This is a genomic window from Streptomyces sp. NPDC058632 (genome assembly GCF_042717095.1).
GTDB lineage: Bacteria > Actinomycetota > Actinomycetes > Streptomycetales > Streptomycetaceae > Streptomyces.
Map to the genome: position 1 here is coordinate 36,465 of NZ_JBHXQZ010000007.1, position 24,675 is coordinate 61,139.

At 72.5% G+C, this 24,675-nt stretch carries 25 protein-coding genes; 12 read left to right on the forward strand and 13 right to left on the reverse strand.

The window, feature by feature from the left end:
* Positions 1–6: 6 nt before the first annotated feature.
* The gene (locus ACFWVE_RS04845; protein ID WP_384008354.1) at positions 7–816 is read left to right on the forward strand and encodes an FMN-binding protein; all 810 of its coding nucleotides are present in this window, start codon (positions 7–9) and stop codon (positions 814–816) included.
* A gap of 55 nt (positions 817–871) precedes the next feature.
* Positions 872–1,609, forward strand: coding sequence for an FAD:protein FMN transferase (locus tag ACFWVE_RS04850; protein WP_384008356.1), 738 nt, complete (start codon positions 872–874; stop codon positions 1,607–1,609).
* 44 nt (positions 1,610–1,653) lie between these two features.
* Here ACFWVE_RS04850 and ACFWVE_RS04855 read toward each other — a convergent pair whose 3' ends face one another.
* The 5 genes from ACFWVE_RS04855 to argC all read right to left on the reverse strand — a co-directional run bounded on the left by ACFWVE_RS04855 (position 1,654) and on the right by argC (position 6,602).
* A complete protein-coding gene (locus ACFWVE_RS04855; RefSeq protein ID WP_257849992.1) occupies positions 1,654–2,193 on the reverse strand; it encodes an arginine repressor in 540 nt (179 codons plus the stop codon).
* A 104-nt stretch (positions 2,194–2,297) separates the two neighbouring features.
* Entirely contained in the window at positions 2,298–3,506 is a 1,209-nt protein-coding gene (locus ACFWVE_RS04860) for an acetylornithine transaminase (protein WP_384008248.1), read from the reverse strand.
* Positions 3,503–4,417, reverse strand: coding sequence for an acetylglutamate kinase (gene argB, locus ACFWVE_RS04865; RefSeq protein WP_384008250.1), 915 nt, complete (start codon positions 4,415–4,417; stop codon positions 3,503–3,505). Before argB ends, ACFWVE_RS04860 begins: the two co-directional genes overlap by 4 nt.
* Entirely contained in the window at positions 4,414–5,565 is a 1,152-nt protein-coding gene (gene argJ, locus ACFWVE_RS04870) for a bifunctional glutamate N-acetyltransferase/amino-acid acetyltransferase ArgJ (RefSeq protein WP_384008252.1), read from the reverse strand. The genes argB and argJ overlap by 4 nt, the downstream gene beginning before the upstream one ends.
* Positions 5,562–6,602, reverse strand: a complete 1,041-nt coding sequence (argC, locus tag ACFWVE_RS04875) for an N-acetyl-gamma-glutamyl-phosphate reductase (RefSeq protein ID WP_384008254.1) — start codon at positions 6,600–6,602, stop codon at positions 5,562–5,564. Before argC ends, argJ begins: the two co-directional genes overlap by 4 nt.
* Before the next feature lie 47 nt (positions 6,603–6,649).
* Between argC and ACFWVE_RS04880 the strand changes: the two genes are divergently transcribed.
* The 4 genes from ACFWVE_RS04880 (at position 6,650) to ACFWVE_RS04895 (ending at position 9,964) form a co-directional block, all read left to right on the forward strand.
* On the forward strand, positions 6,650–7,231 hold the full coding sequence (locus ACFWVE_RS04880; RefSeq protein ID WP_384008256.1) for a sigma factor-like helix-turn-helix DNA-binding protein: 582 nt from the start codon (positions 6,650–6,652) through the stop codon (positions 7,229–7,231).
* 29 nt (positions 7,232–7,260) lie between these two features.
* On the forward strand, positions 7,261–8,394 hold the full coding sequence (locus ACFWVE_RS04885; protein ID WP_384008257.1) for a HEAT repeat domain-containing protein: 1,134 nt from the start codon (positions 7,261–7,263) through the stop codon (positions 8,392–8,394).
* Positions 8,395–8,497: 103 nt separating this feature from the next.
* On the forward strand, positions 8,498–8,920 hold the full coding sequence (locus tag ACFWVE_RS04890) for a hypothetical protein (protein WP_384008259.1): 423 nt from the start codon (positions 8,498–8,500) through the stop codon (positions 8,918–8,920).
* A 177-nt stretch (positions 8,921–9,097) separates the two neighbouring features.
* On the forward strand, positions 9,098–9,964 hold the full coding sequence (locus ACFWVE_RS04895; RefSeq protein WP_384008261.1) for an effector binding domain-containing protein: 867 nt from the start codon (positions 9,098–9,100) through the stop codon (positions 9,962–9,964).
* Between the two features lie 105 nt (positions 9,965–10,069).
* Here the strand turns inward: ACFWVE_RS04895 and ACFWVE_RS04900 are convergent, their stop codons facing one another.
* Positions 10,070–10,273: a DUF397 domain-containing protein gene (locus ACFWVE_RS04900; protein WP_384008263.1), complete on the reverse strand. Its 204-nt coding sequence runs from the start codon at positions 10,271–10,273 to the stop codon at positions 10,070–10,072.
* Between the two features lie 294 nt (positions 10,274–10,567).
* Between ACFWVE_RS04900 and ACFWVE_RS04905 the strand changes: the two genes are divergently transcribed.
* On the forward strand, positions 10,568–11,122 hold the full coding sequence (locus ACFWVE_RS04905; RefSeq protein WP_384008265.1) for a DoxX family protein: 555 nt from the start codon (positions 10,568–10,570) through the stop codon (positions 11,120–11,122).
* A 75-nt stretch (positions 11,123–11,197) separates the two neighbouring features.
* On the opposite strand, the gene ACFWVE_RS04910 is transcribed toward ACFWVE_RS04905, so the two are convergent.
* Positions 11,198–13,699, reverse strand: a complete 2,502-nt coding sequence (locus ACFWVE_RS04910; RefSeq protein ID WP_384008267.1) for an alpha-L-arabinofuranosidase C-terminal domain-containing protein — start codon at positions 13,697–13,699, stop codon at positions 11,198–11,200.
* 165 nt (positions 13,700–13,864) lie between these two features.
* On the opposite strand from ACFWVE_RS04910, the gene ACFWVE_RS04915 reads away from it, so the two are divergent.
* On the forward strand, positions 13,865–14,359 hold the full coding sequence (locus ACFWVE_RS04915; protein ID WP_384008358.1) for a DUF6314 family protein: 495 nt from the start codon (positions 13,865–13,867) through the stop codon (positions 14,357–14,359).
* A gap of 56 nt (positions 14,360–14,415) precedes the next feature.
* On the opposite strand, the gene ACFWVE_RS04920 is transcribed toward ACFWVE_RS04915, so the two are convergent.
* Entirely contained in the window at positions 14,416–15,009 is a 594-nt protein-coding gene (locus tag ACFWVE_RS04920; protein ID WP_384008269.1) for a histidine phosphatase family protein, read from the reverse strand.
* Between the two features lie 125 nt (positions 15,010–15,134).
* The gene (locus ACFWVE_RS04925; RefSeq protein ID WP_384008271.1) at positions 15,135–16,616 is read right to left on the reverse strand and encodes a PLP-dependent aminotransferase family protein; all 1,482 of its coding nucleotides are present in this window, start codon (positions 16,614–16,616) and stop codon (positions 15,135–15,137) included.
* On the opposite strand from ACFWVE_RS04925, the gene ACFWVE_RS04930 reads away from it, so the two are divergent.
* Positions 16,615–17,610 carry a DMT family transporter gene (locus ACFWVE_RS04930; RefSeq protein ID WP_384008273.1) on the forward strand — a complete coding sequence of 332 codons (996 nt, stop codon included), beginning with the start codon at positions 16,615–16,617 and terminating at the stop codon, positions 17,608–17,610. The two genes, ACFWVE_RS04925 and ACFWVE_RS04930, sit on opposite strands and share 2 nt — an antisense overlap.
* Before the next feature lie 127 nt (positions 17,611–17,737).
* A complete protein-coding gene (locus ACFWVE_RS04935) occupies positions 17,738–17,932 on the forward strand; it encodes a DUF1918 domain-containing protein (protein ID WP_266082371.1) in 195 nt (64 codons plus the stop codon).
* 31 nt (positions 17,933–17,963) lie between these two features.
* On the opposite strand, the gene ACFWVE_RS04940 is transcribed toward ACFWVE_RS04935, so the two are convergent.
* Complete coding sequence (locus ACFWVE_RS04940; protein WP_384008275.1) at positions 17,964–19,223, reverse strand: glycoside hydrolase family 10 protein; 1,260 nt, start codon at positions 19,221–19,223, stop codon at positions 17,964–17,966.
* Positions 19,224–19,426: 203 nt separating this feature from the next.
* On the opposite strand from ACFWVE_RS04940, the gene ACFWVE_RS04945 reads away from it, so the two are divergent.
* Positions 19,427–20,287: a 3-hydroxybutyryl-CoA dehydrogenase gene (locus tag ACFWVE_RS04945; RefSeq protein WP_384008277.1), complete on the forward strand. Its 861-nt coding sequence runs from the start codon at positions 19,427–19,429 to the stop codon at positions 20,285–20,287.
* Between the two features lie 240 nt (positions 20,288–20,527).
* Complete coding sequence (locus ACFWVE_RS04950; RefSeq protein WP_384008279.1) at positions 20,528–20,785, forward strand: hypothetical protein; 258 nt, start codon at positions 20,528–20,530, stop codon at positions 20,783–20,785.
* 55 nt (positions 20,786–20,840) lie between these two features.
* On the opposite strand, the gene ACFWVE_RS04955 is transcribed toward ACFWVE_RS04950, so the two are convergent.
* The 3 genes from ACFWVE_RS04955 to ACFWVE_RS04965 form a co-directional block, all read right to left on the reverse strand.
* Entirely contained in the window at positions 20,841–21,386 is a 546-nt protein-coding gene (locus ACFWVE_RS04955; protein ID WP_384008281.1) for an NUDIX hydrolase, read from the reverse strand.
* Positions 21,387–21,531: 145 nt separating this feature from the next.
* Positions 21,532–22,872 (reverse strand): transcriptional regulator, encoded by a 1,341-nt coding sequence (locus ACFWVE_RS04960; RefSeq protein WP_384008283.1) that lies wholly within the window; start codon positions 22,870–22,872, stop codon positions 21,532–21,534.
* 270 nt (positions 22,873–23,142) lie between these two features.
* Positions 23,143–24,204, reverse strand: coding sequence for a PP2C family protein-serine/threonine phosphatase (locus ACFWVE_RS04965; protein WP_384008284.1), 1,062 nt, complete (start codon positions 24,202–24,204; stop codon positions 23,143–23,145).
* Between the last annotated feature and the right edge of the window lie 471 nt (positions 24,205–24,675).

Consider the following 24,675-nt stretch of genomic DNA (forward strand, 5'->3'; position numbering starts at 1 on the left):
GGCGAGATCGACGCGGTGTCCGGTGCCACGTACACCAGCGCCGGATACAAGAAGTCGCTGCAGTCCGCGCTGGACAAGGCGAAGGCCGCCGGAGCCGCCGGGAGCGGGAACGGCGAGGGCGGCGAGCAGGCCCTCGGCGACGGCACCGTCACCGGTGACGCGGCCGACACCCAGTACGGCGCGGTCCAGGTGCGCCTGACCGTCAGCGGCGGAAAGATCACCAAGGCCGAAGCCGTCCAGTCCCCCAAGGGCGGCCAGAGCGACCAGATCAACGCCAACGCCGTACCCAAGCTCAACCAGGCCGCGGTCGCCGCGCAGAACGGCGAGATCGACGCGGTGTCCGGTGCCACGTACACCAGCGCCGGATACAAGAAGTCGCTGCAGTCCGCGCTGGACAAGGCGAAGGCCGCCGGAGCGGCCGGAGCCGCCGGGAGCGGTGGGGACTCCGCCGGAGACGATTCCGCGGGTGACGCCTCCGCGGGTGACGGTTCCGCCGGGAGCGGGCAGGGGGCAGGCGGCGGGAACGCCCGGGCCGACCTCAAGGACGGCACGGTGACCGGCGACGCGGCGCAGACGGAGTACGGAGCCGTACAGGTCCGGATCACCGTCGAAGGCGGGAAGATCACCAAGGCCGAGGCGGTGCAGGCGCCCAAGGGCGGCCAGAGCGACCGGGTCACCAACCTGTCGGTCCCGAGGCTCAACCAGGCCGTCGTGAAGACCGGCGGCGCGGACATCGACGCCGTGTCGGGCGCCACGTACACCAGCGCGGGATACAAGAAGTCGCTGCAGTCCGCACTGGACCAGGCCGGTGGCTGAGACGGTGGCCGAGTCCGCGCAGGCTCCCGCCGCGGTGCGTCGCACGGAGGAGACGATGGGGACCGTCTTCTCCTTCGACGTCCGCGGCGGGGAATCCGCCGCCGTGCACGCGGCGCTGGAGGACGCGGCCGCCGGGCTGCGCCGCGTCGACGAGGTGTTCAGCACCTACCGCGACGACTCGCAGATCTCGCGGCTGGCGCGCGGCGAGCTGACGGTCGGGGAATGCGACCCCGAGGTCGCCGAGGTCCTGGAGCTGGCCGCGGAGGCGGAACGGGTGAGCGACGGCTGGTTCAGCACGCGCTACCGCGGCCGGCTCGACCCGACCGGCATCGTCAAGGGCTGGGCGACCGAGCGGGCGGCGCGACGGCTCGCTCGGGCCGGGGCCGCCGGGGTGAGCCTCAACGGCGGCGGTGACGTGCAGCTGCTGGGTACGCCGGGCGCCGGGCGGCCGTGGCGGGTGGGGGTGGCGGACCCGCTCCGTCCGGGCGGCCTCGCGGCCGTCGTCTCCGCCGCCGGGGCCGACGAGCTGGCCGTCGCCACCTCGGGCACCGCCGAGCGCGGCGATCACATCGTCGATCCGCGCACCGGCCGCTCCGCGGTCACCGACCTGGTCGCGGTGACCGTGGTGGCGCCCAGGCTGACCTGGGCCGACTGCTGGGCCACGGCCGCCTTCGCGATGGGGTCCCGGGAGGGCCTCGCGTGGCTGGAGACACTGCCCGGTGTGGAGGCGCTGCTGATCACCGCGGGCGACGAGGTGCGCTGCACGGGGGGCCTGGCGTCCCGGCTGGGATGAGTGGCGCCGGACCCCCGTGAGCGGCGAGCGGTCCCACGGCCCGTTCAGTTCCCGTTCTGCGCCAGCCTCAGCATGTGCTCGGCCAGCGCCTGCCCGCCCACCGGGTCGCGGCTGATCAGCATGAGGGTGTCGTCACCGGCGATGGTCCCCAGGATGTCGTGCAGCTCGGCCTGGTCGATCGCCGAGGCCAGGAACTGGGCGGCGCCCGGCGGGGTGCGCAGGACGACGAGGTTGGCGGACGCCTCCGCGGAGATCAGCAGCTCCTGGGAGAGCCGCCGCATCCGTTCCTCCTTCGCGGACTCCCCGAGCGGTGCGCGCGGAGTGCGGAATCCGCCCTCGCTCGGCACCGCGTAGATGAGGTCGCCGTCGGTGTCACGGATCTTCACCGCGTTCAGCTCGTCCAGGTCCCGGGAGAGCGTCGCCTGGGTGACGGTCAGTCCGTGATCGGCGAGCAGCTTCGCCAACTGGCTCTGCGAGCGGACGGGTTGCCGGTTGAGGATGTCCACGATCCGGCGGTGGCGCGCGGTGCGGGTCTGCGGTACGGCAGGCCCGGCAGGCTGTCCGTGGTCCTGATCGTGGCTCATCGTCGTCTCATTCTCCGGTCGTCCTCGGGGCGTGCTCCGGACGGCTCGTGATCCGGTTCATCGCCCTGCTCGTCGTGCGGGTCTCACCCGGCTCGTCGTCCGGCTCACTGTCCGGCTCGTCCTTCTGCGTCCGCCGTCCGGCCGACGGCGTCCAGGATGCCGGGCAGCGCCCCGAGGAAGGCGTCCACCGCGTCGTCCCCGAGGATCAGGGGCGGCATGAGCCGTACGACATCGGGGGCGGGCGCGTTCACCAGGAAGCCGGCGTCCTGAGCCGCCTGTTGCACCTGGGGCGCGAGCGGTTCGGTGAGCACGATACCCAGGAGCAGGCCGGCGCCCCGGACATGGTTGATCAGCGGGTTGCCGAGGGACTCGATCCCCTCGCGCAGCCGCTCGCCCTGCCGCTTGACGTTCTCGAGCAGTCCTTCGTTCCCGATGGTGTCGAGGACGGCCAGTCCGGCGGCGCAGGCGACCGGGTTGCCCCCGAAGGTCGTGCCGTGCTGGCCGGGGTGCAGCAGGTCCGCGGCGCGTCCGAAGGCGACCGTCGCGCCGATCGGCAGCCCGCCGCCGAGCCCCTTGGCGAGGGTGACGACGTCGGGCAGGACGCCTTCGTGGGCCTGGTACTCGAACCAGTTGCCGGTGCGGCCGATGCCGGTCTGCACCTCGTCCAGGACGAGCAGCGCGCCCGTGGCGGCCGTGATGGCGCGGGCGGCCTTCAGATAGCCGGGCGGGGGCACCACGACCCCGTTCTCGCCCTGGATCGGCTCGATGATCACCAGCGCCGTGTCGTCGGTGACCGCGGCGGCCAGCGCCTGCGCGTCGCCGTAGGGGACGTGGGTGACGTCCCCGGGCAGCGGCGCGAACGGCTCCCGCTTGCCCGGCTGGCCGGTGAGCGCGAGGGCGCCCATGGTGCGGCCGTGGAAGCCGCCGTCGGCGGCGACCATGCGGGCCCGGCCGGTGAGCCGTCCGATCTTGAACGCGGCCTCGTTGGCCTCGGCTCCCGAGTTGCAGAAGTACACCCGGCCGGCGCGGCCGAAGAGCCTCAGGAGCCGTTCGGCGAGCGCGACGGGCGGCTCGGCGACGAACAGGTTGGAGACATGGCCGAGGGAGGCGATCTGCCGGCTGACGGCCTCGACGACGGCCGGGTGGGCGTGGCCGAGCGCGTTGACGGCGATGCCGCCGACGAAGTCGGTGTACTCCTTGCCGTCGGCGTCGCGGACGATGGTGCCCGCGCCGCTGACCAGGGACAGCTTCGGAGTGCCGTAGTTGTTCATGAGCGCGCCCTGCCACCGCGCGCTCAGCTCCTCGTTGCTCACGACTCCCCCTGTGCGTGCGGTGTCCCGTCGGGCACGACCATGGTGCCGATGCCCTCGTCGGTGAAGATCTCCAGCAGGATCGAGTGCTGGACCCGGCCGTCGATGACGCGGGCGGTGGTCACGCCGTTGCGCACGGCGTGCAGGCAGCCCTCCATCTTCGGCACCATGCCCGAGGACAGCTCCGGCAGCAGCTTCTCGAGCTGGGACGCGGTGAGGCGGCTGATCACCTCGTCGGAGTTCGGCCAGTCCTCGTAGAGCCCCTCGACGTCGGTGAGGACCATGAGGGTCTCGGCGTCCAGAGCAGCAGCGAGTGCCGCAGCCGCCGTATCAGCATTGACGTTGTAGACATGGTGGTCGTCCTGACTCCGGGCGATGGACGAGACGACCGGTATACGGCCGTCGGCGAGCAGGGCCTCGATGGCGCCGGTGTCGATCTCGGTGATCTCGCCGACCCGCCCGATGTCGACCGGTTCCCCGTCGATCCTCGGCTGGTGCCGGGTCGCGGTGATGGTGTGCGCGTCCTCGCCGGTGAGGCCGACGGCGAACGGTCCGTGCCGGTTGAGCAGTCCGACCAGTTCGCGCTGCACCTGTCCGGCGAGCACCATCCGTACGACGTCCATGGCGTCCTCGGTGGTCACCCTGAGACCGGCCTTGAACTCGCTGACGATGCCGTGCCGGTCGAGCGCGGCACTGATCTGCGGGCCGCCGCCGTGCACGACGACCGGCTTGAGGCCGGCGTGCCGCAGGAAGACGACGTCCTGGGCGAAGGCGTTCTTCAGTTCCTCGTCCACCATGGCGTTGCCGCCGAACTTGATGACGACGGTCTTCCCGTGGTGCCGGGTCAGCCAGGGCAGCGCCTCGATGAGGATCTGCGCCTTGGGCAGGGCGGTGTGCTTGCGGGTGGTGCTCATGAGGAGTACGCGCTGTTCTCGTGGACGTAGTCGGCGGTGAGGTCGTTGGTCCAGATGGTGGCGGTCGCCTCACCGGCGCCGAGGTCGGCGACGATGTGGACCTCGCGGTAGCGCATGTCGACCTTGTCGCGGTCCTCGCCGACGCCGCCGTTCTTGCACACCCAGACGCCGTTGATGGCGACGTCTAGTCCGTCGGGCTCGAAGGCGGCCTTCGTCGTGCCGATCGCGGACAGCACCCGGCCCCAGTTGGGGTCCTCGCCGTGGATGGCGCACTTGAGGAGGTTGTTGCGGGCGATGGAGCGGCCCACCTCGACGGCGTCGTCCTCGGTCGCGGCGCCCACGACCTCGACCTTGATGTCCTTGCTGGCTCCCTCGGCGTCACGGATGAGCTGCTGGCCGAGGTCGTCGCAGACGGCGCGTACGGCCTCGGCGAACTCCTCGTGGGCGGGGGTGACGCCGGTGGCGCCGGAGGCGAGCAGCAGCACGGTGTCGTTGGTGGACATGCAGCCGTCGGAGTCGACGCGGTCGAAGGTGACCCGGGTGGCGGCGCGCAGGGCCCGGTCCAGTGCCTCGGCTTCGACGTCGGCGTCGGTGGTGAGGACGACCAGCATGGTGGCGAGGCCGGGGGCGAGCATGCCGGCGCCCTTGGCCATGCCGCCGACGGTCCAGCCGTCCTTCGTCACGACGGCGGTCTTATGGACGCTGTCCGTGGTCTTGATGGCGATGGCGGCCTTCTCGCCGCCGTGCTCGGACAGCTGACCGGCGGCCGTCTCCAGTCCCGGCAGCAGCTTGTCCATGGGGAGGGTGACGCCGATGAGCCCGGTGGAGCAGACGGCGATCCCGCCCGCGCCCGTGCCGAGGATCTCGGCGGTCCGCTCGGCGGTGGTGTGGGTGTCCTGGAACCCCTTGGGCCCCGTACAGGCGTTGGCACCACCTGAGTTGAGGACGACGGCGCCGACCTGGCCGCTCTTGAGCACCTGCTCGGACCAGAGCACGGGTGCGGCCTTGACGCGGTTGGAGGTGAAGACGCCCGCGGCGGCGCGGCGCGGCCCGTTGTTGACCACGAGGGCCAGGTCGGGGTTGCCGTTCTCCTTGATCCCGGCGGCGATGCCCGCCGCCGTGAATCCCTTTGCTGCCGTCACACTCACGGCGCGACTCCGATCGTGGTCAGTCCGGTGGACTCGTCGAGCCCCAGGGCGATGTTCATGCTCTGCAGAGCGCCGCCCGCGGTGCCCTTGGTGAGGTTGTCGATGGCGCTGATCGCGATGATCCGCCCCGCGGCCTCGTCGTACGCGACCTGGACCTGAACGGCGTTGGAACCGTGGACGGACGCCGTCGCGGGCCACTGGCCCTCGGGGAGGAGGTGGACGAAGGGTTCGTCGGCGAACGCCTTCTCGTAGGCGGCCCGGACGGCCGCGGCGGTGACGCCGGGCCGGGCCTTGGCGGTGCAGGTGGCGAGGATGCCGCGGGGCATCGGCGCGAGCGTCGGCGTGAAGGAGACGCAGACCCGCTCCCCCGCCGCGGCGCTGAGGTTCTGGATCATCTCGGGGGTGTGCCGGTGGACGCCGCCGACGCCGTACGGCGACATCGACCCCATGACCTCGCTGCCCAGCAGATGCGGCTTGGCCGCCTTGCCGGCGCCGGAGGTGCCGGAGGCGGCGACGATCACCGCCTCGGCCTCGGCGAGGCCCGCCGTGTACGCCGGGAACAGGGCGAGTGAGACGGCGGTCGGGTAGCAGCCGGGCACCGCGATGCGCTTGGACCCCTCCAGCGCGGCGCGGCCGCCCGGCAGTTCGGGCAGGCCGTAGGGCCAGGTACCGGCGTGCGGGGAGTCGTAGAACCTCTCCCAGTCACCGGCGTCGGCGAGCCGGTGGTCGGCGCCCATGTCGACGACGAGCACGTCCGGCCCGAGCTGCTCGGCGACGGCGGCGGACCGGCCGTGCGGCAGCGCGAGGAAGACCACGTCGTGCCGTCGGCCCTGCCCGGCGAGCACCTCGGCCGTGGTCGGCTCCAGCACCCGCTCGGCGAGCGGCACCAGGTGCGGCTGCAGGCTCCCGAGCCGCTGCCCGGCGTTGGAGTTCCCGGTCAGCGCACCGATCTTCACTCCCGGGTGCGCGAGCAGCAGCCTCAAGAGCTCCCCGCCCGCATATCCACTGGCCCCGGCCACAGCCACTCGTACGCTCACGGAAACCTCCTCATCGATGGCATGACTATACGTAGACGCGCAGGTTTATGCAACGAGGGTCGGGCTGCCGGTGTGCGCCGGTGGGACTGAGCGGGCAAGAGTTGCCTCGCGCTTCGGCCGTGGGCTTCGCCCTGGAGTCAAGCACCAGACGGCGACCTGGAACCTTCTCTTCGAAGGAGTGCGGCACGGGGGACGCCGGGGCGGCGGCCGCGACGACGGGCGAGTCGATACGACCGGCGTTCGTCGCTGCGCCGCGGCACCTTCCGCCCAGGCAGCGGGCCACGCCGATCTTGCGGGACGTACTGGGCTTCTCGGCTCGTGAGGTCGCCGACCCGCACGGCTCCACGGCCCCCTCGGCCAACAGCGCCCTGCAGCGGGCCCGGGCCACTCCGGCCGACCGCCGCCAGAAAACGGACGGGCCGCTCGCCCAGCCGTCCGATGCCGCCCGCCGGGTGCCGGCCGAGTGGGTCATGAACGAGCCTTCCTCGCGTGGTGTTGTCACTCGTCCGACCGACGGACACCGTCGGAGTCATCGCTCCGAACTGCGTGAGCCGGATCACGAGCACCCCGGCCGCCCTCACGGAACACACCTCGCCCGCTACTCGTGGGCCCACTGCAGTGCTCAGTGACAGCCGGGGGTGACGCTAGGGTCCCGCACATGGGGAAAGGGCTGGGAGCGGTCGACTGGGCGGGGCTGAAGCACAACTACGGGTCCGCCGAGGACGTGCCCGGCCTGCTGCACCGGTGCGCGGGGCCGGATCCGACGGACGCGGAGGAGGCAGCGGGAGAGCTGCTCAACCTGCTCTTCCATCAGGGCGGCTGGATCTGCTCCGCTGCCCCGGCCGCCCTGCCTTTTCTGCTTCGCCTGGCTGCCGACCCGCAGGTGCCGAGCCGTCGCACGCTGCTGGAACTGGTGGCCATGCTGGCGACGGAGGCCGGACAGGTCACCGGAAGGTTCATGGATCCCGGCTGGGCACCGGCGTGGGAGCAGGTGCTGCCCGAGGTACTTGCCCTCCTGACCGACCCCGAGCCGGAGATCCGGCGCGCCGCGGCCGACGTGGTCGGCGTCTGCACCAGCCCCGGTGCGCTCCTGCTGCCCGGACTCCTGCGGTGCTGGCGGGCGGAGAGGGATCCGGTGACCCGTCTCGACCTGGTCCTCGCACTCGGTCAGGCGCTCCGGCGGGAGCCGGCCGGTGACCGGTCCGACGAGGTCGCCTCCCTCCTCCGCTCGCTGCTCGCCTCTCCGGAGTCCCAGCTTCGTCTGGCAGCGGTGCACGCGCTCGCGGCGGACGATCCGGGCCTCGCGGCGAGGCGGCTGGACCTCGTGCTGGACGCTGTTCGCGATCCGAGCGTGGAGTTGTGGCAGCGCACCAGCTCGCTGGAGAGCGGGGCGCAGGGTGTCCAGGGCTGGACGGCGGCGCTGTTCACAGGCGCCTCCACCGCTTCCACCGCCTTCGCCGCCTCCACTGCTTTCACGCAAGGCCTGCTGGCCGACCATCCCGACGAAGGGCAGCGGGTCGGTGGTCTGGCACAGGCGGGCGGGCTGCTGTCGCAGTGGCGCTCGCCGGCCGAGGCGCTGCTGCCGGCCGTCGTGGCCCGGCTGGACGATCCGGTCACCGAAGTGCGCTACCGGGCGACCGAGCTGCTGGCCTGCCTCGGCCCGTCGGCCGCCGCCCATGCCGACGCGGCCGGCGGTGCCGCACCTGCTCGACCTGCTGGGCGACGACGAGAGATGGACCGCGGCGGCGACGGCCCTTGCCGGGATCGGGTCGGCGGGCAGCGCGGGACGTGAACTGCTGCTGACCCGATCGACCGCCGCAGGCTCAGGCTCCGACGCGGAGCTTGCCGCCTGGGCGTACTGGCAGGTCGGAGGGGAGCCGGGGCCGGTCCTGAAAGTGCTGGGGACCGCTGCTGCCGAGGACGGCTACCCCCACCCGGTCCTGCGCAAGCTGGCCGGCCTCGGCCCCCGTGCTGCCGGCATGGCGGACCTGCTCCGCACGATGACCGGGGCCACCGACCCCTGGACCAGGGTCGAGGCCGCACATGCCCTGTGGGCCACGACCGGCGACACGGGAAGCACCGTCCCGATCCTGGTGGAGGCCGTGCAGGAGCTGGCCGAGGACACCTACCTGCCGGTCATGCTCCCCGCGGTGCGCCATCTGGCCCGGATCGGCAGGGCGGCCCGGCCCGCGGCGCCTCTCCTGCGCGACCTGCCGAACCGTGACCGCCGCCTCCACTACTTCGGCGGCTGGCGTGCCTTCACCGAGGACGAGTCCATACGCACCGCCGTCGACGAACTGCTCATCACGACCCGCTGACAGCTTCATCCGTCGGTGATCTGAGCAGTGCGCGGCCGGGCCACCCGAAGCGCTCGGTGACAGCACCGCGGCGGGACGGCCGTGCGCGCCCGACCGGATCGGGCACAGGATGTCGGGTCCGGCGGGGTGTGTGCTGCCTAGCGTGGTGACCGCACACAAGAAGGAAGGGGACCGGGCGTGCTGGAGCGGCTCAACCAGGCCATGGAGCACATCGAGCGCCACCTCGACGGGCCCGTCGACGTGGTGGGGCTGGCGCGTATCGCGACGACCTCGGAGTATCACCTGCGCCGGATGTTCTCCGCGCTGGCGGGCATGCCGTTGTCGGAGTACGTCCGGCGTCGGCGGCTGACCGTGGCGGGCGCCGAGGTGCTCGCCGGCCGTGAGTCGCTGCTGGAGGTCGCGATGCGCTACGGGTACGGCTCCGGGGAGGCGTTCGCACGGGCGTTCCGCGCCATGCACGGTGTCGGTCCGGGCGAGGCCCGGCGCACCGGCTGCGCACTCGTCTCCCAGCCCCGGTTGACCTTCCGCCTCACCGTCGAAGGGAGCAGCAGCATGCGCTATCGAGTGGTGGACCGGCCGGCCTTCACCGTCGTCGGCCCCAAGGCCCGGGTACCACTGGTGCACTCGGGGCCGAACCGGGCGATCATCGACTTCGTCCGCGGCATCGACCCGCGGACCGTGGAACGCCTGGAGAAACTGTCGGACCAGGATCCGCAGGGCATCGTCGCGGTCTGCGACGACCTGGACCCCAGTCGCGCCGAAGGTACCGAACTCGACTACTACCACGGGGTGCTCACGTCCGCGACCGCCCCCGAGGGGACGACGTCCCTGGCGGTCCCGGCCGGCACCTGGGCCGTCTTCACCACCTCGGGACCGGCCCCGCAGGCCATCCAGGAGCTGTGGCGGGACGTGTTCGCCCAGTGGTTCCCGTCAAACCCGTACCGCGGACGCCCCGGCCCGGAAGTCCTGCGCACCCGCCTCTCCCCGGACGGAACCGAAGCAGACGCCGAACTGTGGCTGCCGGTGGAGCGGGAGCGGGAGTGAACACAGCGCCGGGGCGCCGACTGCCACCAGTACGAGCGCTTCGGCCGGGCGGGCGGGCCGGCCGAAGCGCTCGGCCCCGCCGGAGGCGCAGCCGCGGAAACAGCCCTACCGGGCCGCGAAACCGACGAACGCCGACCAGGCGTCCGAAGGAACCGCGACGCCCGGACGGCCTGTTTCCTTGGAGTCACGCACGCGGACGACATCGGGGCAGACGGCTGTCTCGACGCACTGTCCCCCATCTCCGGCGCTGTGACTGCTCTTGAACCAGGCAAGGTCATCGGTCTCGTACCTGGAACGGTCCACGCTCATTCCTCCCTCAGTAGCTTCCCAACCAAGGCCAGTGACTCCTGCGGAGTGAGCGCCTGCGCACGCAGCGTTCCGTAGGCGGCTTCCAGCTCCCTCACCCTCGTCCGGGGCAGAGCGCAGGCGCGGACTTCGGCTCGGGGCCGGGCACGGCCGAGCACACCCCGGCTGATTGAAAGTTGAAGCAAAGGCGATCGTGGTTTAGCTTGAACCTTCAAGCTTGCCGGAACGGGGCGCCGCTCAGTGACGTGCGGCACCCCCACCCCACCGCCTTCGACGTCCCCTTTCGAGGAGCCCCCCATGACCAGCCCCACCAGCACCTTGTCCCGCCCCGCCCCCGCATCCGGTCAGGACGCTCCCGCCGTTCCCGCCCGCGCCTACGACGCCGGGCTGCTGGTGCTGCGTCTCGTGCTCGGTCCGACGATGGCCGTGCACGGCGCGCAGAAGCTGTTCGGCTGGTTCGGCGGGGGCGGGATCGAGGGCACCGGGATGTACTTCACGTCCCTCGGCTACCCCTCGCCCGAGGCGTTCGCCGTCGTGGCCGGGCTCACCGAGACCCTCGGCGGACTCGGCCTCGCCCTCGGCCTGCTCACCCCGCTCGCCGCCGCGGCCGTCGCCGGCACGATGGTCAACGCGATCGTCGTGAAGTGGGGCGGCGGCTTCTTCGCCCCGGAGGGCGTGGAGTACGAGCTCCTCCTCACCCTGGCCGCGGTGGCGCTCGCCCTGACCGGCCCCGGCCGGATCGCCGTGGACCGGCTGCTGCCCCGGCTGCGCTCGCACCGCCTCGCGTACGGCGTCGCAGCGGTCGTGCTCGGTGCCGTGGTGGCCGGCGTCACCCTGCTGCTGCGCCACTGAGGCACGGCCGGCGTTTCAACGGTTGGCACCGGGTGCGGGCCGGCCTCCCGGAGACGCCGGCCCGCACCCGGACCGCTAGCGCTGCTTGATCCGCAGGAACGTCACCGAGTTGGCCGGGAACGTGTACGTGAACCTGTCGGACACGCCCCGGAGCGTGGACGCGACCGGGGTCACCGGCGTGTCCGTCTCGGTGTTCACCGCGTCCGCGTCGGCGGCCAGGGTGGTCACCCGGGCGGTGGTGGCGGTCCTCGCGCCGCCGAGGTCGATCGCCGTGCGGGCCTCGGCCGGCTGGGCGTTGACGACCTTGACGATCAGGTCGCCGGTGCGGTCGTCCTCGGTGACGACCTGGCGGAACGGCTCGGCCGGCTTGTCGTCGGTGAAGCCGCCCCACTCCTGTCCGTCGAGGTAGAGGGTCACCTGGCGGCCGCGCACCTTGATGTCGATGTCGTAGGCGCGGCCCGTCTCGATCGACCCTGCCTTGGAGAGCAGCGTCGACTTGCCGCCGTCCGAGGCCTGTTCGACGGCGGACTGGGTGTTGTTCCAGCCGCCCAGGTTCCACCAGTAGTAGTTTCCGGTGTCCTTGACCCCGAAGGCGACGAGGAAGCCTTCCTTGCCGGACTTCTTGGTCGCCCTCACGTGCAGGTCGTAGTCCTGCCAGGCCGGGTCGCCCGCCGTGACCAGGGTGTTCTCGGCGGCCTCGTCGGTCTGGACGTACTGGCCGTCCTGGACGCTCCAGCTGCCGCCGCCGCTGTGCGTCCACTGCGAGGCGTCGCCGGAGAAGTCGTCGCTCAGCAGGGGCGTGCCGTCGGCGGCGGTCACCCGCACGTCGTCGTACGCGGCGCCGGTGGCCCAGGTCGACAGGCCGACCGCGCCGCTGATGGGACCGCTGACGTCCGGGGTGCCGCCGGCCTCCGACGGGACGACACGGTCACCGGCGTTGGTCATGAACAGCTTCTGGACCTCGTAGTTGACCGAGCCCCAGGAGGCGTGGTTGTTGAACCAGATCATGTCCGGCGACCACTGGACGTAGTCCTCGTTGGCCAGCAGTGGTGCGTACGAGGCGAGTTCGACGATGTCCGCGTTGCGTTCCAGGCCCGTCATGAACGCGGCTTCGGCCAGGCCGTTCTTCCAGGCGTTGCCCTGCGAGGCGTACTCGCCGAGGAAGACCTTCGGGCCGCCGCGGTCGTAGGAGTCGTAGCGGTCGTTGTTCCGCAGGAACCACTGCGGGCTGTTGTAGTAGTGCTCGTCGACCATGTCGACGTCGCCGTCGCGGTTGAGCTGCCAGAGGGTGTCGAAGGTCGTACCGGTGTCGTCCGGACCGGAGTTGGAGATGACGGTGATGTCCGGGTACCGGGCCTCGATCGCCGTGCGGAACCGCTCGAAGCGGGCGTAGAACTCCCTGGGCAGGTTCTCCTCGTTGCCGACCCCGATGTGGGTGAGGCCGAAGGGCCCCCGGTGCCCCATCTCGGTACGCACCTTGCCCCAGGTCGAGTTCGCCGGGCCGTTGGCGAACTCGATCAGGTCGAGGGTGTCCTGGATGTGCCGCTCCAGCAGTTCCTCGTCGTCCGTGGCCCTGTTCTGGCCGCACCCGGTGACCAGCGCGGGCACGACCGGGAGCGGCATCGCGCCGACGTCCTCGGCGAAGCGGAAGTACTCGTAGTAACCGAGGCCGTAGCTCTGGTTGTAGCCCCAGAAGTTGGCGTTGGTGGCACGCTCCTCGACCGGTCCGACGGTGTCCTTCCACTGGTAGGACCGCTTGCGCTGCCAGCCGGAGCCCTCGCTGTAGTCCTCCATGGAACCGGTGTTGACCAGGCAGCCGCCGGGGAAGCGGACGAATCCGGGGTTCAGGGCGGCGATCTTCTCGGCGAGGTCCTTGCGCAGGCCGTTCGGCTGCCCCTTGTAGGTGTCGCGCGGGAACAGCGACACCATGTCGAGGGCGGCGGCGCCGGAGGAGGCGACGGCCAGGCGGCCGCGGTTGCTGGTGCGGGTCGCGGTGAAGGTGGCCTCGTACCGGGCCCAGCCGCCCCTGACGGACACCCGGCGGGCGTTCGCGAGGGTGCCGGCGGCGTCCTTGAGCGTGGCGGTGAGGGTGCTGCCGCTCTCGGCGCGGGCCCAGACGGAGAAGTCGTACCGCTTGCCCTGCTCCACCCGGACGCCGGTGTTGTAGCCCGCGTTCGTGACGGACGAACCGGCTTCCAGGGAGAGGTAGTTGCGGTTGCGTTCGTTGAGCCGGCCGGAGTCGTCGCGCACCTCGGCCGTGCCGCCGGCCGTCCAGGAGGTCAGGGGCGTGTAGGAGCCGTTGTCGGCGGTGGAGTACTCGAAGGACCGGTTCTGCACGAGCTCGGCGTACAGCCCGCCGTCGGCGGCGCGGTTGATGTCCTCGAAGAAGACGCCGTACATCGTGTCGTCGATCGCGGCGCCCTCGGCGCGCGGGTCGACGGTGATCGTGTAGTCGGTGACGTCCTCGGCGTGCGCGGGGGCCGGCAGCAGGGCGGCGGCGGTCAGCAGCGCGGTGGCGGCGAGCCCCGTTCTGAGACGGGCGCGGGCGCGTGGACGGGTGCGGGCGGTGCGTGACATGGATACTCCGCGGCTCTCGGTAGGAGTGGGTGGAGCTTCGCCTGGCATTCTCGAGATGCGTTCGATATTTCGAGCGACAGTCAGCACTTCGAACGGCAAGATAGGGAGGAGGCAGGAGCACGTCAATGGTTCGTGCGCGACGGAGATGACGAGGAGCGGTGCGGGATGGGCGAGTTCTGGCCGGTACCGGACGCACTGGCCTTTCTGAGGGGGAGCTGGCGGGTGACCCGGACCGTGCGGGACCTGGCGAGCGGCGACCTCGGACGGTTCGAGGGCACCACGTTTTTCGGCCCGCTGAAGGGCGGCGGCCCGCCGGAGGACGGTGGCCTGCCGGAGGACGGTGGCCTGCTGCACCAGGAGTCCGGCACCTTCACCTGGCAGGGCGTCCCCCGGCCCGCGGAACGCACCCTGCGCTTCCTGCCGGCGACGAGCCGCGGGCCACACCCCGGCGGCGCGGTGGACGTGCGGTTCGCGGACGGCCGGCCGTTCCATCGTCTGGACCTCTCGGCAGGCCGGTACGTCGCCGACCACCCCTGTTCCGCGGACCTCTACCGGGGCGAGTTCACCGTCCGCGACGAGGATCACTGGCGGACGGTCTGGCGGGTGCGCGGTCCGGCCAAGGACCTCGTACTCGACACCGGCTACGCCCGCGTGGGCTGACCGGCCACCACCCCTGACCGGCGAACGGTCACCGTCGCCCGGGCGGCGAAAGGACCCTAGATCCGCGTCGACCGGGCGGCGACCCCTTCGATGCGCAGGCTCCAGCGGCCCGCCCGTCCGGTGACGCCGACCCGTGACAGCGAGCGGACGTCGATGTTCCAGTAGGTCGCGGGCGGCGCCTTCAGCGCGTACACCAGCGCGGCGCGGATGACGGACGGTTCGGCCACCGCGACGACCCGGCAGTCCTCCTCGGCCGGCCGGGTGTCGAGCCAGTTGCCGACGCGGGTGATGAAGTCCAGGAGCGACTCCCCGCCGTACGGGGTGGCGCGCGGGTCGGCGAGCCAGACGTCCACGGCCTCCGGTTCGCGGGCCATGGCCTCCCCCAGGGTCAGCCCGCGCCAGCGGCCCATGGCGCAGTCGCGCAGGGCGAGCTGGACCAGTGGGGCGTAGCCGAGGCCTTCCCCGGTGGCACGGCTGCGCGGGTTCGGCGAGCAGTAGCGCAGATCGGCCGCGGCGAGCGGCAGCAGCTCACGGGCCACCCGCTGCACATCGCTCCACCCGGCGTGATCCAGTGGCCGGTCGTCCTCGAAACGCTCGGTCAGTCGCGAGGCGCTCCCCGCTGCGGCAACGAACGTGACCCGAAGTGCCATGCCGCGATGGTCAGTGCCTGAAGTGCACAAATCAAGGGGTACGGCCATGGTGTTACCCGGAGTCCATCAGGTCGCCCGACAGCGGTCGGGACCTGCCGGACAAACCGGCGTGAAGCGCCGCCCCCTCACCCCGTCCGCCCCGACACCTCGTCCCAGGCTGTACGCAACCGCCGTACCCCCTCCGTGATCTCCCCGGTGCCCGCGACCGCCGCGAAGCTCAGCCGCAGGTGCGGGGCCGGGGGCTCGGCGCTGAAGTACGGACGGCCCGGGGTGACCGCCACGCCGGCGCGCAGGGCCGCCGCGGTCAGGGCGGACTCTCCCCCGGGGCCGAAAGCCCGGGAGGTGCCCCCGGTGCCGTCGGGCAGGCGCAGCCACAGGTGGTAGCCGCCGGCCGGGATGTGCGGCAGGGCGAGTTCGGGCAGCCGGAGCCGGAGCGCCGCGGTCATCACGTCCCGGCGGGCTCTCAACTCGGCGGAGACCGCCCGCAGGTGGCGTGGCCAGGCGGGCGATCCGACGAGTTCGAGCGCGGCCTCCTGGAGAGGGCGGGGGACGAAGAAGGTGTCGACGATCTGGATGGCGCGCAGCCGCTCGAGGACCGGGCCGTGCGCGGCCAGGGCGCTCACCCGGAAGCTCGGCGAGGTCGCCTTGGTGAGCGAGCAGACGTGGACGACGACGCCGTCGGGGTCGTCGGCGGCCAGCGGGCGCGGGAGGGGGCCCGCGTCCTCGTGGATCAGGCGCCGGACGAAGTCGTCCTCGACGACGAACGCCCCCGCCTCGCGTGCGATGCGCAGTACCTCACCGCGCCGTTCGGGGGCGAGTACGGCGCCGGTGGGGTTCTGGAACAGGGGCTGGCAGACGAAAACCCGGGCGCCGGTGGCGCGGAAGGCGTCGGCGAGCAGCTGTGGCCGTACGCCGTCCGCGTCCACCGGGACGGGCACCGGGCGCAGTCCGGCGGCGCGGGCGACGGCCAGCATGCCGGGGTAGGTGGGTGACTCCACGAGGACGGGGGCACCGGGCGGGGCGAGCGCGCGCAGGGCGGTGGTCAGCGCGGACTGGCCGCCCGCGGTGATCAGCACCCCCGCCGCGGTGACCGCGCCCCCGACGCTGCGGGCGAACCACTCGCGCAGCTCCGGCAACCCCTCCACGGGCGGCCTCCCCCAGGCTCCCGGCCGGCGCCCGGCCCGGGAGAGCGCCGCCGCCATCGCGCGCTCCGGCTGCAGCGAGGGGTGCAGATAACCTCCGTTGAACTCGATCACGCCGGGCGCCGGGGCGGCGAGCGAGACCAGGACGCCGGAGGCGTCGACCGAGCGCGGAACGAGATCGGCGGCACCGTCGGCGCTGAGGGCGACCTCCTGCCAGGAGGTGTCACCGGCCGCGGCGACCGGGAAGGCGGGCCGGGCGGCGGCACGGAACGCGCCGGCGCCCGGCCGGGTCACCACCAGTCCCTCGGCGGCGAGCTGCGCCAGTGCCCGCGAGACGGTCACGGGGCTCACCCGGAACCGCTCCACGAGGACCCGACTCGACGGGAGCTTTCCACCGGGTGAGTAGCGGTCCAGCTCCTGTCGCAGCCGATCCGCCAGTTCGGCACCGCTGCTACGCTCATGCATGAGAGCACAGAGTAGCGCTACTGCCGCGACCCCGATAGCGGTCCCCGCCCGAGGGGACCGGGCCGGCTTCGGCACCCTGCAGGCCGCCCTCGGTGTCATCGCCTTCTCCCTCACCTTCCCTGCCACCGCCTGGGGACTGGAGGGCTTCGGTCCCTGGTCGCTGGTGGCCGTGCGCTGCGTGCTGGCGGGGCTGATCGCGGGCGGCTGCCTGCTCGCCCTGGGGGCGCGGGCGGGGGCCCCGGAGGCGGGAGCGGCGGGTGCCGCGGTGCGCCCCCGGAAGGGTCTGACGCGGTGGCGCGGTGTGCCGCTGCCCGCCCGCCGGCACTGGCCGGGGCTCGCGGTGGTCGCCGCCGGGGTCGTCCTCGGGTTCCCGCTGCTGACCACGCTGGCCCTGCAGACGTCGACCACCGCGCACGCGGCGGTCGTGGTCGGCCTGCTCCCGCTCACCACCGCGCTGTTCTCCGCCCTGCGTGTCGGCTCCCGTCCGTCACGCACTTTCTGGGCTGCGGCGCTGGCCGGTGCCGCGGCGGTGGCGGTCTTCACGGTGCGGCAGAGCGGCGGCGCGCTGACCACGGCCGATCTGTACCTCTTCGCGGCGCTGGTGGTGTGCGCGGCCGGGTACACGGAGGGCGGCAGGCTGGCCCGGGTGATGCCGGGCTGGCAGGTGATCGGCTGGGCGCTGGTGCTGTGCCTGCCGCTCGCCGTACCGGCCGCGGCCCTCGCGCTGGCCGTCGAGCCGGTGCGGCTGACCGCGCACAGCGTGGCCGGGGTGCTGTGGGTGGCGGCGGGGTCCCAGTTCCTGGGGCTGGTCGTCTGGTACCGGGGCATGGCGGCGATCGGCATCCCCCGGGCCAGTCAGCTCCAGCTCGCCCAGCCGCTGCTCACCCTGGTGTGGTCGGTGCTCCTCCTGGGCGAGCACCTGACCGCGGCCGCCCCGCTGACGGCGGCGGCGGTACTGGTGTGCATCGCCGTCACCCAGCGGGCCCGCGGCTGAGGAACCCCGCCGCACGCACCGGGCAGCGAAGCGCCGGGCCGCCCGGCGGACGTCCTGCCGGGCGGCCCGCTCCGCCGTAGACTCGACACCACGGACCGCTGCTCCCGCACGTGGTGAGGAGACCCCGATGCGCGCAACCGTGGGCGACCAGCTTGTCCAGCACGGCAGGGTGGTCGGTCAGCACGACAAGGTCGCCGAGATCGTCGAGGTGATGGGCCGGCAGGGCGATCCGCCCTACCGCGTCCGCTTCGAGGACGGACACGAGGCCGTGTGCTCACCCGGCCCGGATTCCGAGATCCGGCACAGGAACCACCAGCACTAGCTCAGGGACCGGCCGCCGCTTCTTCGCCTCGTCAGGCCGGAGGCGGTGCCGGCCGCCCGTAGTGGTCGGCGACCACCCGGGCCATCGCGCCGGTCGGGTCGGCGGCCACTTCCCGGGCGGCGAAGAAGACGTGCCCGCGCGCCTGGGGGTGGGACGCGGCGAGCGTGAGGTGCCGGGACAGCTCGGCCGGGTCCTGCCAGGCGGCGGGCTGCGCCGGGTCTCCCGCCTTGTAGAGCGCCTCCCCCACGTACAGCTGCGTCCCGGAGCCCTCCACGACGGCGGACCACCAGGACAGCAGTTTCGCGTAGTCGGCGGCGGCGAAGCCGATGTTCCAGTAGAGCTGCGGGCAGATGTAGTCGATCCAGTTCTCCCGCACCCATCGGCGGGTGTCCGCGTGCAGGTCGTCGTAGGTCTGCACGCCCGCCCGGGTGTCCGGGCCGAGGGGATCGGTCGCCGCGTTGCGCCAGACCCCGAAGGGGCTGATGCCGAAGCGGGTGCCGGGTCTGGTCTCCTTGATCCGCGCCGCCGTCTCGCGCACCAGCCGGTCGATGTTGTCCCGCCGCCAGGCAGCCCGGTCGGGGAAGGCACCGCCGTGGGTGTCGTAGGCGGCGCCGTCGGCGAAGGCCTGGCCCGCCACCGGGTACGGGTAGAAGTAGTCGTCGAAGTGGACCGCGTCGACGGGATAGCGGCGCACCGCGTCGAGCATGGCGTCCTCGACGAAGGCGCGGACCTCGGGCAGACCGGGGTTGTAGTAGAGCTTCCCGCCGTACGGGACCACCCAGTCGGGGTTCCTGCGAGCCGGGTGCGTGGCGGCGAGCCGGGTGGGGTCGGTGTGCGCGGCGACCCGGTACGGGTTGAACCAGGCGTGCAGTTCCAGGCCACGGGCGTGGGCCTCGGTGACGGCGGTGCCGAGCGGGTCCCAGCCGGGATGTACGCCCTGGGTGCCGGTGAGGCAGGCGGACCAGGGTTCGTACGGGGACGGCCACAGGGCGTCGGCCGTGGGCCGCACCTGGAAGATCACGGTGTTGAGGCGGTTACGGACGGCCGCGTCGAGGTGGGCGATCAGCTCGGCCCGCTGTCCGGCGGCGCTCAGCCCCGGGCGGGACGGCCAGTCCCGGCCCGCGACGGTCGCCAGCCACACGCCCCGCATCTCACCGGCGGCCGCGCCCCGGCCGCCCGCCGCGCCCGCCGGTGCGGCCATCGGCCGGCCCGGGGTGGCCGACGCGGCCGTCATCATCGTCACCGCCGACAGCGCCGCCGCCGCGAACGCCCTGCGTGACACTCGTCCCATTTCACACCCGTTACAAAAGCCGCGATCCGCCCGGTCGCGCACCGCTCCTCGCCCAGAATGCCCGCCCCCGGCGATCGATCATCGATACTTCCGGGTAACGTGCACGAACGGAGCAGGCGGCCGGAACCCGGTGCTCCTGCCAGGAGTCGTAGACAGCGCAGGCCAGAAGGACCGGTGCCGCGCCAGGAAGCGAAAGGGACGATGTGACCGACATCGAACGCGTCGGAGTGGTGGGCTGCGGTCAGATGGGCGCGGGGATCGCCGAGGTGTGCGCCCGCGCCGGACTGGACGTGATGGTCGCCGAGACCACCGGCGAGGCCCTGGAGATCGGCCGCACCCGGCTGTTCAACTCGCTGACGAAGGCGGCCGAGCGCGGCAAGGTCACCGCGGAGGAGCTGGACGCCACCCAGGCCCGGCTGAGCTTCACCACGGACCTGGGCGAGTTCGCGGACCGCGACCTGGTGATCGAGGCCGTCGTCGAGAACGAGCAGGTCAAGACGGAGATCTTCCAGGTGCTCGACCAGGTGGTGACCCGGCCGGACGCGATCCTGGCCTCGAACACCTCCTCCATCCCGCTGGTGAAGCTGGCGGTCGCCACCTCGCGGCCGGACCACGTCATCGGCATCCACTTCTTCAACCCGGCCCCCGTGCAGAAGCTGGTCGAGCTGATCCCTGCGCTCACCACCTCCGAGGGCACGATCAGCCGGGCGCAGCTCTTCGCCGAGAAGGTGCTGGGCAAGCACGCGATCCACGCCCAGGACCGTTCCGGGTTCGTGGTGAACGCGCTGCTGATCCCCTACCTGCTCTCCGCGATCCGGATGTTCGAGTCGGGCATCGCCAGCCGCGAGGACATCGACAACGGCATGGAGATGGGCTGCGCCCACCCGATGGGCCCGCTGAAGCTGTCCGACCTGATCGGTCTGGACACGGTGGCCTCGGTCGCGTACTCGATGTACGAGGAGTACAAGGAGCCGCTCTACGCCGCTCCCCCGCTGCTCCAGCGCATGGTCGACGCCGGCCGCCTGGGCCGCAAGAGCGGCTCCGGCTTCTACAACTACGGCTGAGACGGCTGCCTGTGACGGAGAGCTGACGCCCCGACACGTTCACCGGCCGTCACATTCCGGCCATGCGAACGGGCCCGGCACCCCTGGACCACCAAGGGTGCCGGGCCCGCGGCGTTCACACGCCGTGTGCGCTCCGGGCTCGCATATGCCTCCCGCACACTCTTACTCCGCGTCCACCAGGGGAGTTGACTCACCTTCCGCAGGCAAGGGATGAGAAGGATGACGGAGAGGAGCGGACTTGTGACCGCCGATTCCGAACAGCTCGCCGTCCAGGGTGAAGTCGCGGAGTTACGGCGCCGCCTCGATGTGGCATACGCCCGCGTCGAGGGCGGACTGGCGCTGCTCAGCCATCGCACCGAGGAGGCGGCCAGGGAGCTGGACGAGCTGAACACCCGGATCGTCACCCTGGAGCACGCCCGCTGGCCGCTCCAGGCGGTCGCGACCGTCACGGCCGTGGGCGCGCTCGCCGTGACGGTCTGGCAGGCGTTCGGCCGCTGAATCACGCACCCGGGCCGGACGGCTGTCCGGCTGTCCGGCTGCAGAAGGGCCGGGGTCAGGGCATGGCGTCCTGTCCCAGCCTGAGATGGTGCAACAGGAGTAACGCGGCTGCCATGTTGGCGGCCGGGACCTCACCGCGGGCGACCAGGTCGGGCACCACCTTGAGCGGTACCCACTCCCGACGCTCCGACTCGAAGTCGTCCACCGGGTGTCCGAGGTACTCGCCCTCGTCGGCCCAGTAGATGTGATGCCGGGCGTCGGTGAGCCCGTTGGACGGCTCCACGCTCATGAGGTGGCGCAGGGGCCCCGGCCGCCAGCCGGTCTCCTCCTCCAGCTCCCTGGCCGCCGCCCGGACGACGTCCTCGCCGTCCTCGACGACTCCGGCCGCGAGTTCCCACCCCCAGCTGTCGGTGATGAAGCGGTGGCGCCACAGGAGGAGGACCTCGTTGGCCTCGTTCACCACCGTGGCCACGGCGACGGGCCGCAGCCGGATGAGGAAGTGGTCGAGATGCCGGCCGTCCGGCAGTTCGACATCCGCGAGGTTGACGTTGAACCAGCGGTTGGCGTACACGGTTTGTTCGTTCTTGTTCGTCCACTGCACGGTTATGCCACCTTCCGTTCGATAGGTGGCAATATCGCAGCAGTTACGGTCCGACAGCAGGCGCACAGGAGTGCGCCCACGGCGCAGCGGGCGGCGCGGCACGGGCGCACGGCGCGGAGGCACCCGGCTGCAGCGCCGGCAGCGGTTACAGCGGTACGCGCAGTGCCCCGTCGATGAGTTCGGCCGCCTCGGCGGTTCCTTCACAGCCGTTGCGCACCAGGTGCTCCCGCACGGCGCGGAGTCTGTCGCGCAGCCGCTGCGACTCCATTCCCCGGGCCTGCTCGGCCATCTGCACGGCGATGGCGACCGCTTTGTCGGCGTTGCCCTGCCGTAGTTCGATGGTGCTGAGCATGGCGAGCCGGTGCACCCGGCCCCGGTCGTGCGCGGGGTTGTCGACGGCGGCGGCCGCGTGCTCGCCCGCCGCGGCCAGCTCGCCGAGGCTGAGCAGGGCCTCCGCCACCTGCACGTTGACCAGGCCGGGCTGGACATAGCCGGTCTCGTCGGGTTCGCGGCCGCGCCGGATGCGCTCGGCGGCCTGCTCGGCACGCCGGATGCAGGACAGCGCGCCGGTGCCGTCGCCGAGGTGGGCGTACGCCTTGGCCTGCATCGCGTACAGGTCGGAGGCGAGCGCCGGGGTGATGTGCCTGCCGGCGGCGCGCAGCGCGGCTTCCGCGAAGGCGACGGCCTGCCGGTACTCCCGCATGAACAGCGACTGGTTGACGAGGAGTGCGATCACATACGCGCCGAGTCCCCGGTCGCCGCTGGCTTTTGCCAGCCTCAGCCCCTGGTGGAAGTAGCGCTGGGCGAGGCCGTGCGCGTCGGAGTCGTACGCGCAGATTCCGGCGACGGCCACCAATCCGCCTGTGGCCCGGTGTAGTTGACGGCCCATGGCGTCGGTGTAGCCGCCGCGGAGCAGCGGGGCGGCCTCGGTGTTGAGAAAGCCGACGATGCGGTCACGGGTCGCGACGCCGCCGGCCTTGCGGTACATCTGCTCGTAGTGGCTGCGGGCGGCGCGCAGCATGTCCAGGTCGTCGGGTGTGACCCGGTGCCCGCCGCCGCGCGAGACGTCGACGTCCTCGGGCGGGTTCTCCCACTCCCAGACGGGCATCACGGCGGGGGTGCCGGTGACGGCGGGCGCGCCCAGTATGTGCGGGCGCCGCTGCTGGTCGGAGCGCCACAGCGCGGTGGCCCGTTCGACGAAGCCACAGAGCGTGCCCGCGTGCGGGGCGGCGGGTTCGCCGGGGACGCCGAGGCCGATGTCGTCGAGGGTGACCGGGCGCCGCAACCGGGCGGCCAGTACCTCGCAGATCAGGTCGGGTACCTGGCCCCGGGGCCGCTGGCCCTTCAACCAGCGTGCCACGGCGGTGTGTTCGTATCTGAGGGACAGGCCGCGCACCCGGCCGGCCTGGTTGACGTGCGCGGCCAGGCCCGCGTGCGAGATACCGGCCTCGTCCAGGACCGCGTCGAGCAGAGCGTTGGGCTGCATGAGGCCCCCCGGGGGGATCGGTGCCGACAGAGTAGTGGGTGGGCGTTCACACGGGGTGCGAACGGAGTGCCCGCATCCGCAGGGTGTGCGCGCTGTCGCGGAGAGTCGCCGGCCGGTTGACTGAGGTGTCTCGAAAGAGACCGGCCGGGCCGCCGGCTCCCCCTCGTACAGTGCGGCGGCCCGCTTGTGCGCCGTCCGCCCGGCTGCCTGCCCGACATTCCGTGGCGGGGCGGACGGCACCGCCGGCCCCGACGATGACGATCGAGCCGGTCAGGCCGGGGGCTGCAGCGGGTTCGTCGGGGAGAGGTCCGCCGTGCCCGGGCAAGCGGTGCCCCGCGGCTCCGAGGGCGCGCGGGGGGACGGGCGCTCGTTCCTGAGGATCAGCAGGGCGACGTCGTCCTTGGGCAGGCCGCCGGCGTGGCGGACCAGTGCCGTGAGGACCGTCCGCAGGACGGCCTGCGGTGTGGGCGGGGCCTCGCGGGCGGCCGAGGCGAGCACCTCGGGCAGCGGGAAGAAGGTGCCGGCGGCGTCCCGTGCGTCCTCGACTCCGTCCGTGTGCAGGACGAGCGTGTCGCCCGGCGTCAGCCTGCCGCAGGGAACGGCAGGGAGCTTCGCGGGCAGCGGGAACGGGCCGAGCGGCGGGAACGGGCCGGTGCGGGCGAGCGGTTCGGCCCGTGGACCGCTCAGCAGATGGGGCCAGGGGTGCCCGCAGTTCAGGGCGCGCATCTCCCCGTCGGGAAGGATCTCGAGCAGCAGTACGGTGACGAACTCCTCGGCGGTCCAAAAGGCGTGGCCGGCGCCCGTCGACAGGCGTTCGGCACGCGCCCGCTCCCGCAGGTGACGGCCCATCGCCCGCTCCAGCCGGCGCAGGACTCCGGCCAGGTCGGGCTCGTCGTGCGCGGCCTCACGGAAGCCGGCGAGAACGGCGCTGACGGTGGGGACCGCTCCGAGCCCGTGTCCGCGGACGTCGCCGATGATCGCCCGTACGCCGTACTCGGTGGCGACCACCTCATACAGATCGCCGCCGATCCGGGCGCCCCGGTCGGCGGACAGCTGAACGGCTGCGACGGCCAGCCCGTCGACACGGGGAGGCGGCCGCAGCATCCGCTGTGCGGTGCGGGCCGTCGTGCGGCTCCGCCGCACCTCCCGCAGCAGGCTCCGCCCGACGTGCAGGGCCAGCCCGGTACCGAGAGCGCCGAGGACGCCGGGCTGCAGTCCACGGGCGAGCGCCCGGCGCAGCGGACAGTGGTCGGGGCCCCATGGGGTGGTCGGCCCCGATGAGGTGGTCGCGGACCGCCCCGTGCGGGGCGCCCCAGTCTTGAAGCGGATCATGCCGATGGCCCCCCACTATTGGCCCTGACAGCGTAGACCGGCCTGGAAAGGCCGGTCCGATTCTGTCGACCGCATCACCCGATCCGGACGTATCGCCCGGAAATGTCACCCGAACGAGTGAGGTGACTGTCGGGAGTGGATGCGAACGGATACGCGTGGGGCGGATGAGCCATCGAGGGGCGCCCGGGCCTGCCCGGCTCATCAAGCCCGGGGACAGTCGGCGGTGCCCGCCGGATGGAGCCGCGCCGGGGCTGCCGCGCTCGGCGAGGAGGCGGAGGAAGGCGCGGACGCGCCGGGCCACCGGGTCACCCGCTGTGCCGCCTTCGGCGTCACCGGTGTGATTTGCCGGTCAGCCCTTCGAGCCACCCTCCGGCCCCAAGAGCCCAGTCCTCAGGAACGCGCGGGGACGGCGTGGCCGGCCCCGGCACGGCGAACCGTGCCGGGCCGGCCACGCCGTCCCCGGAGAACCCG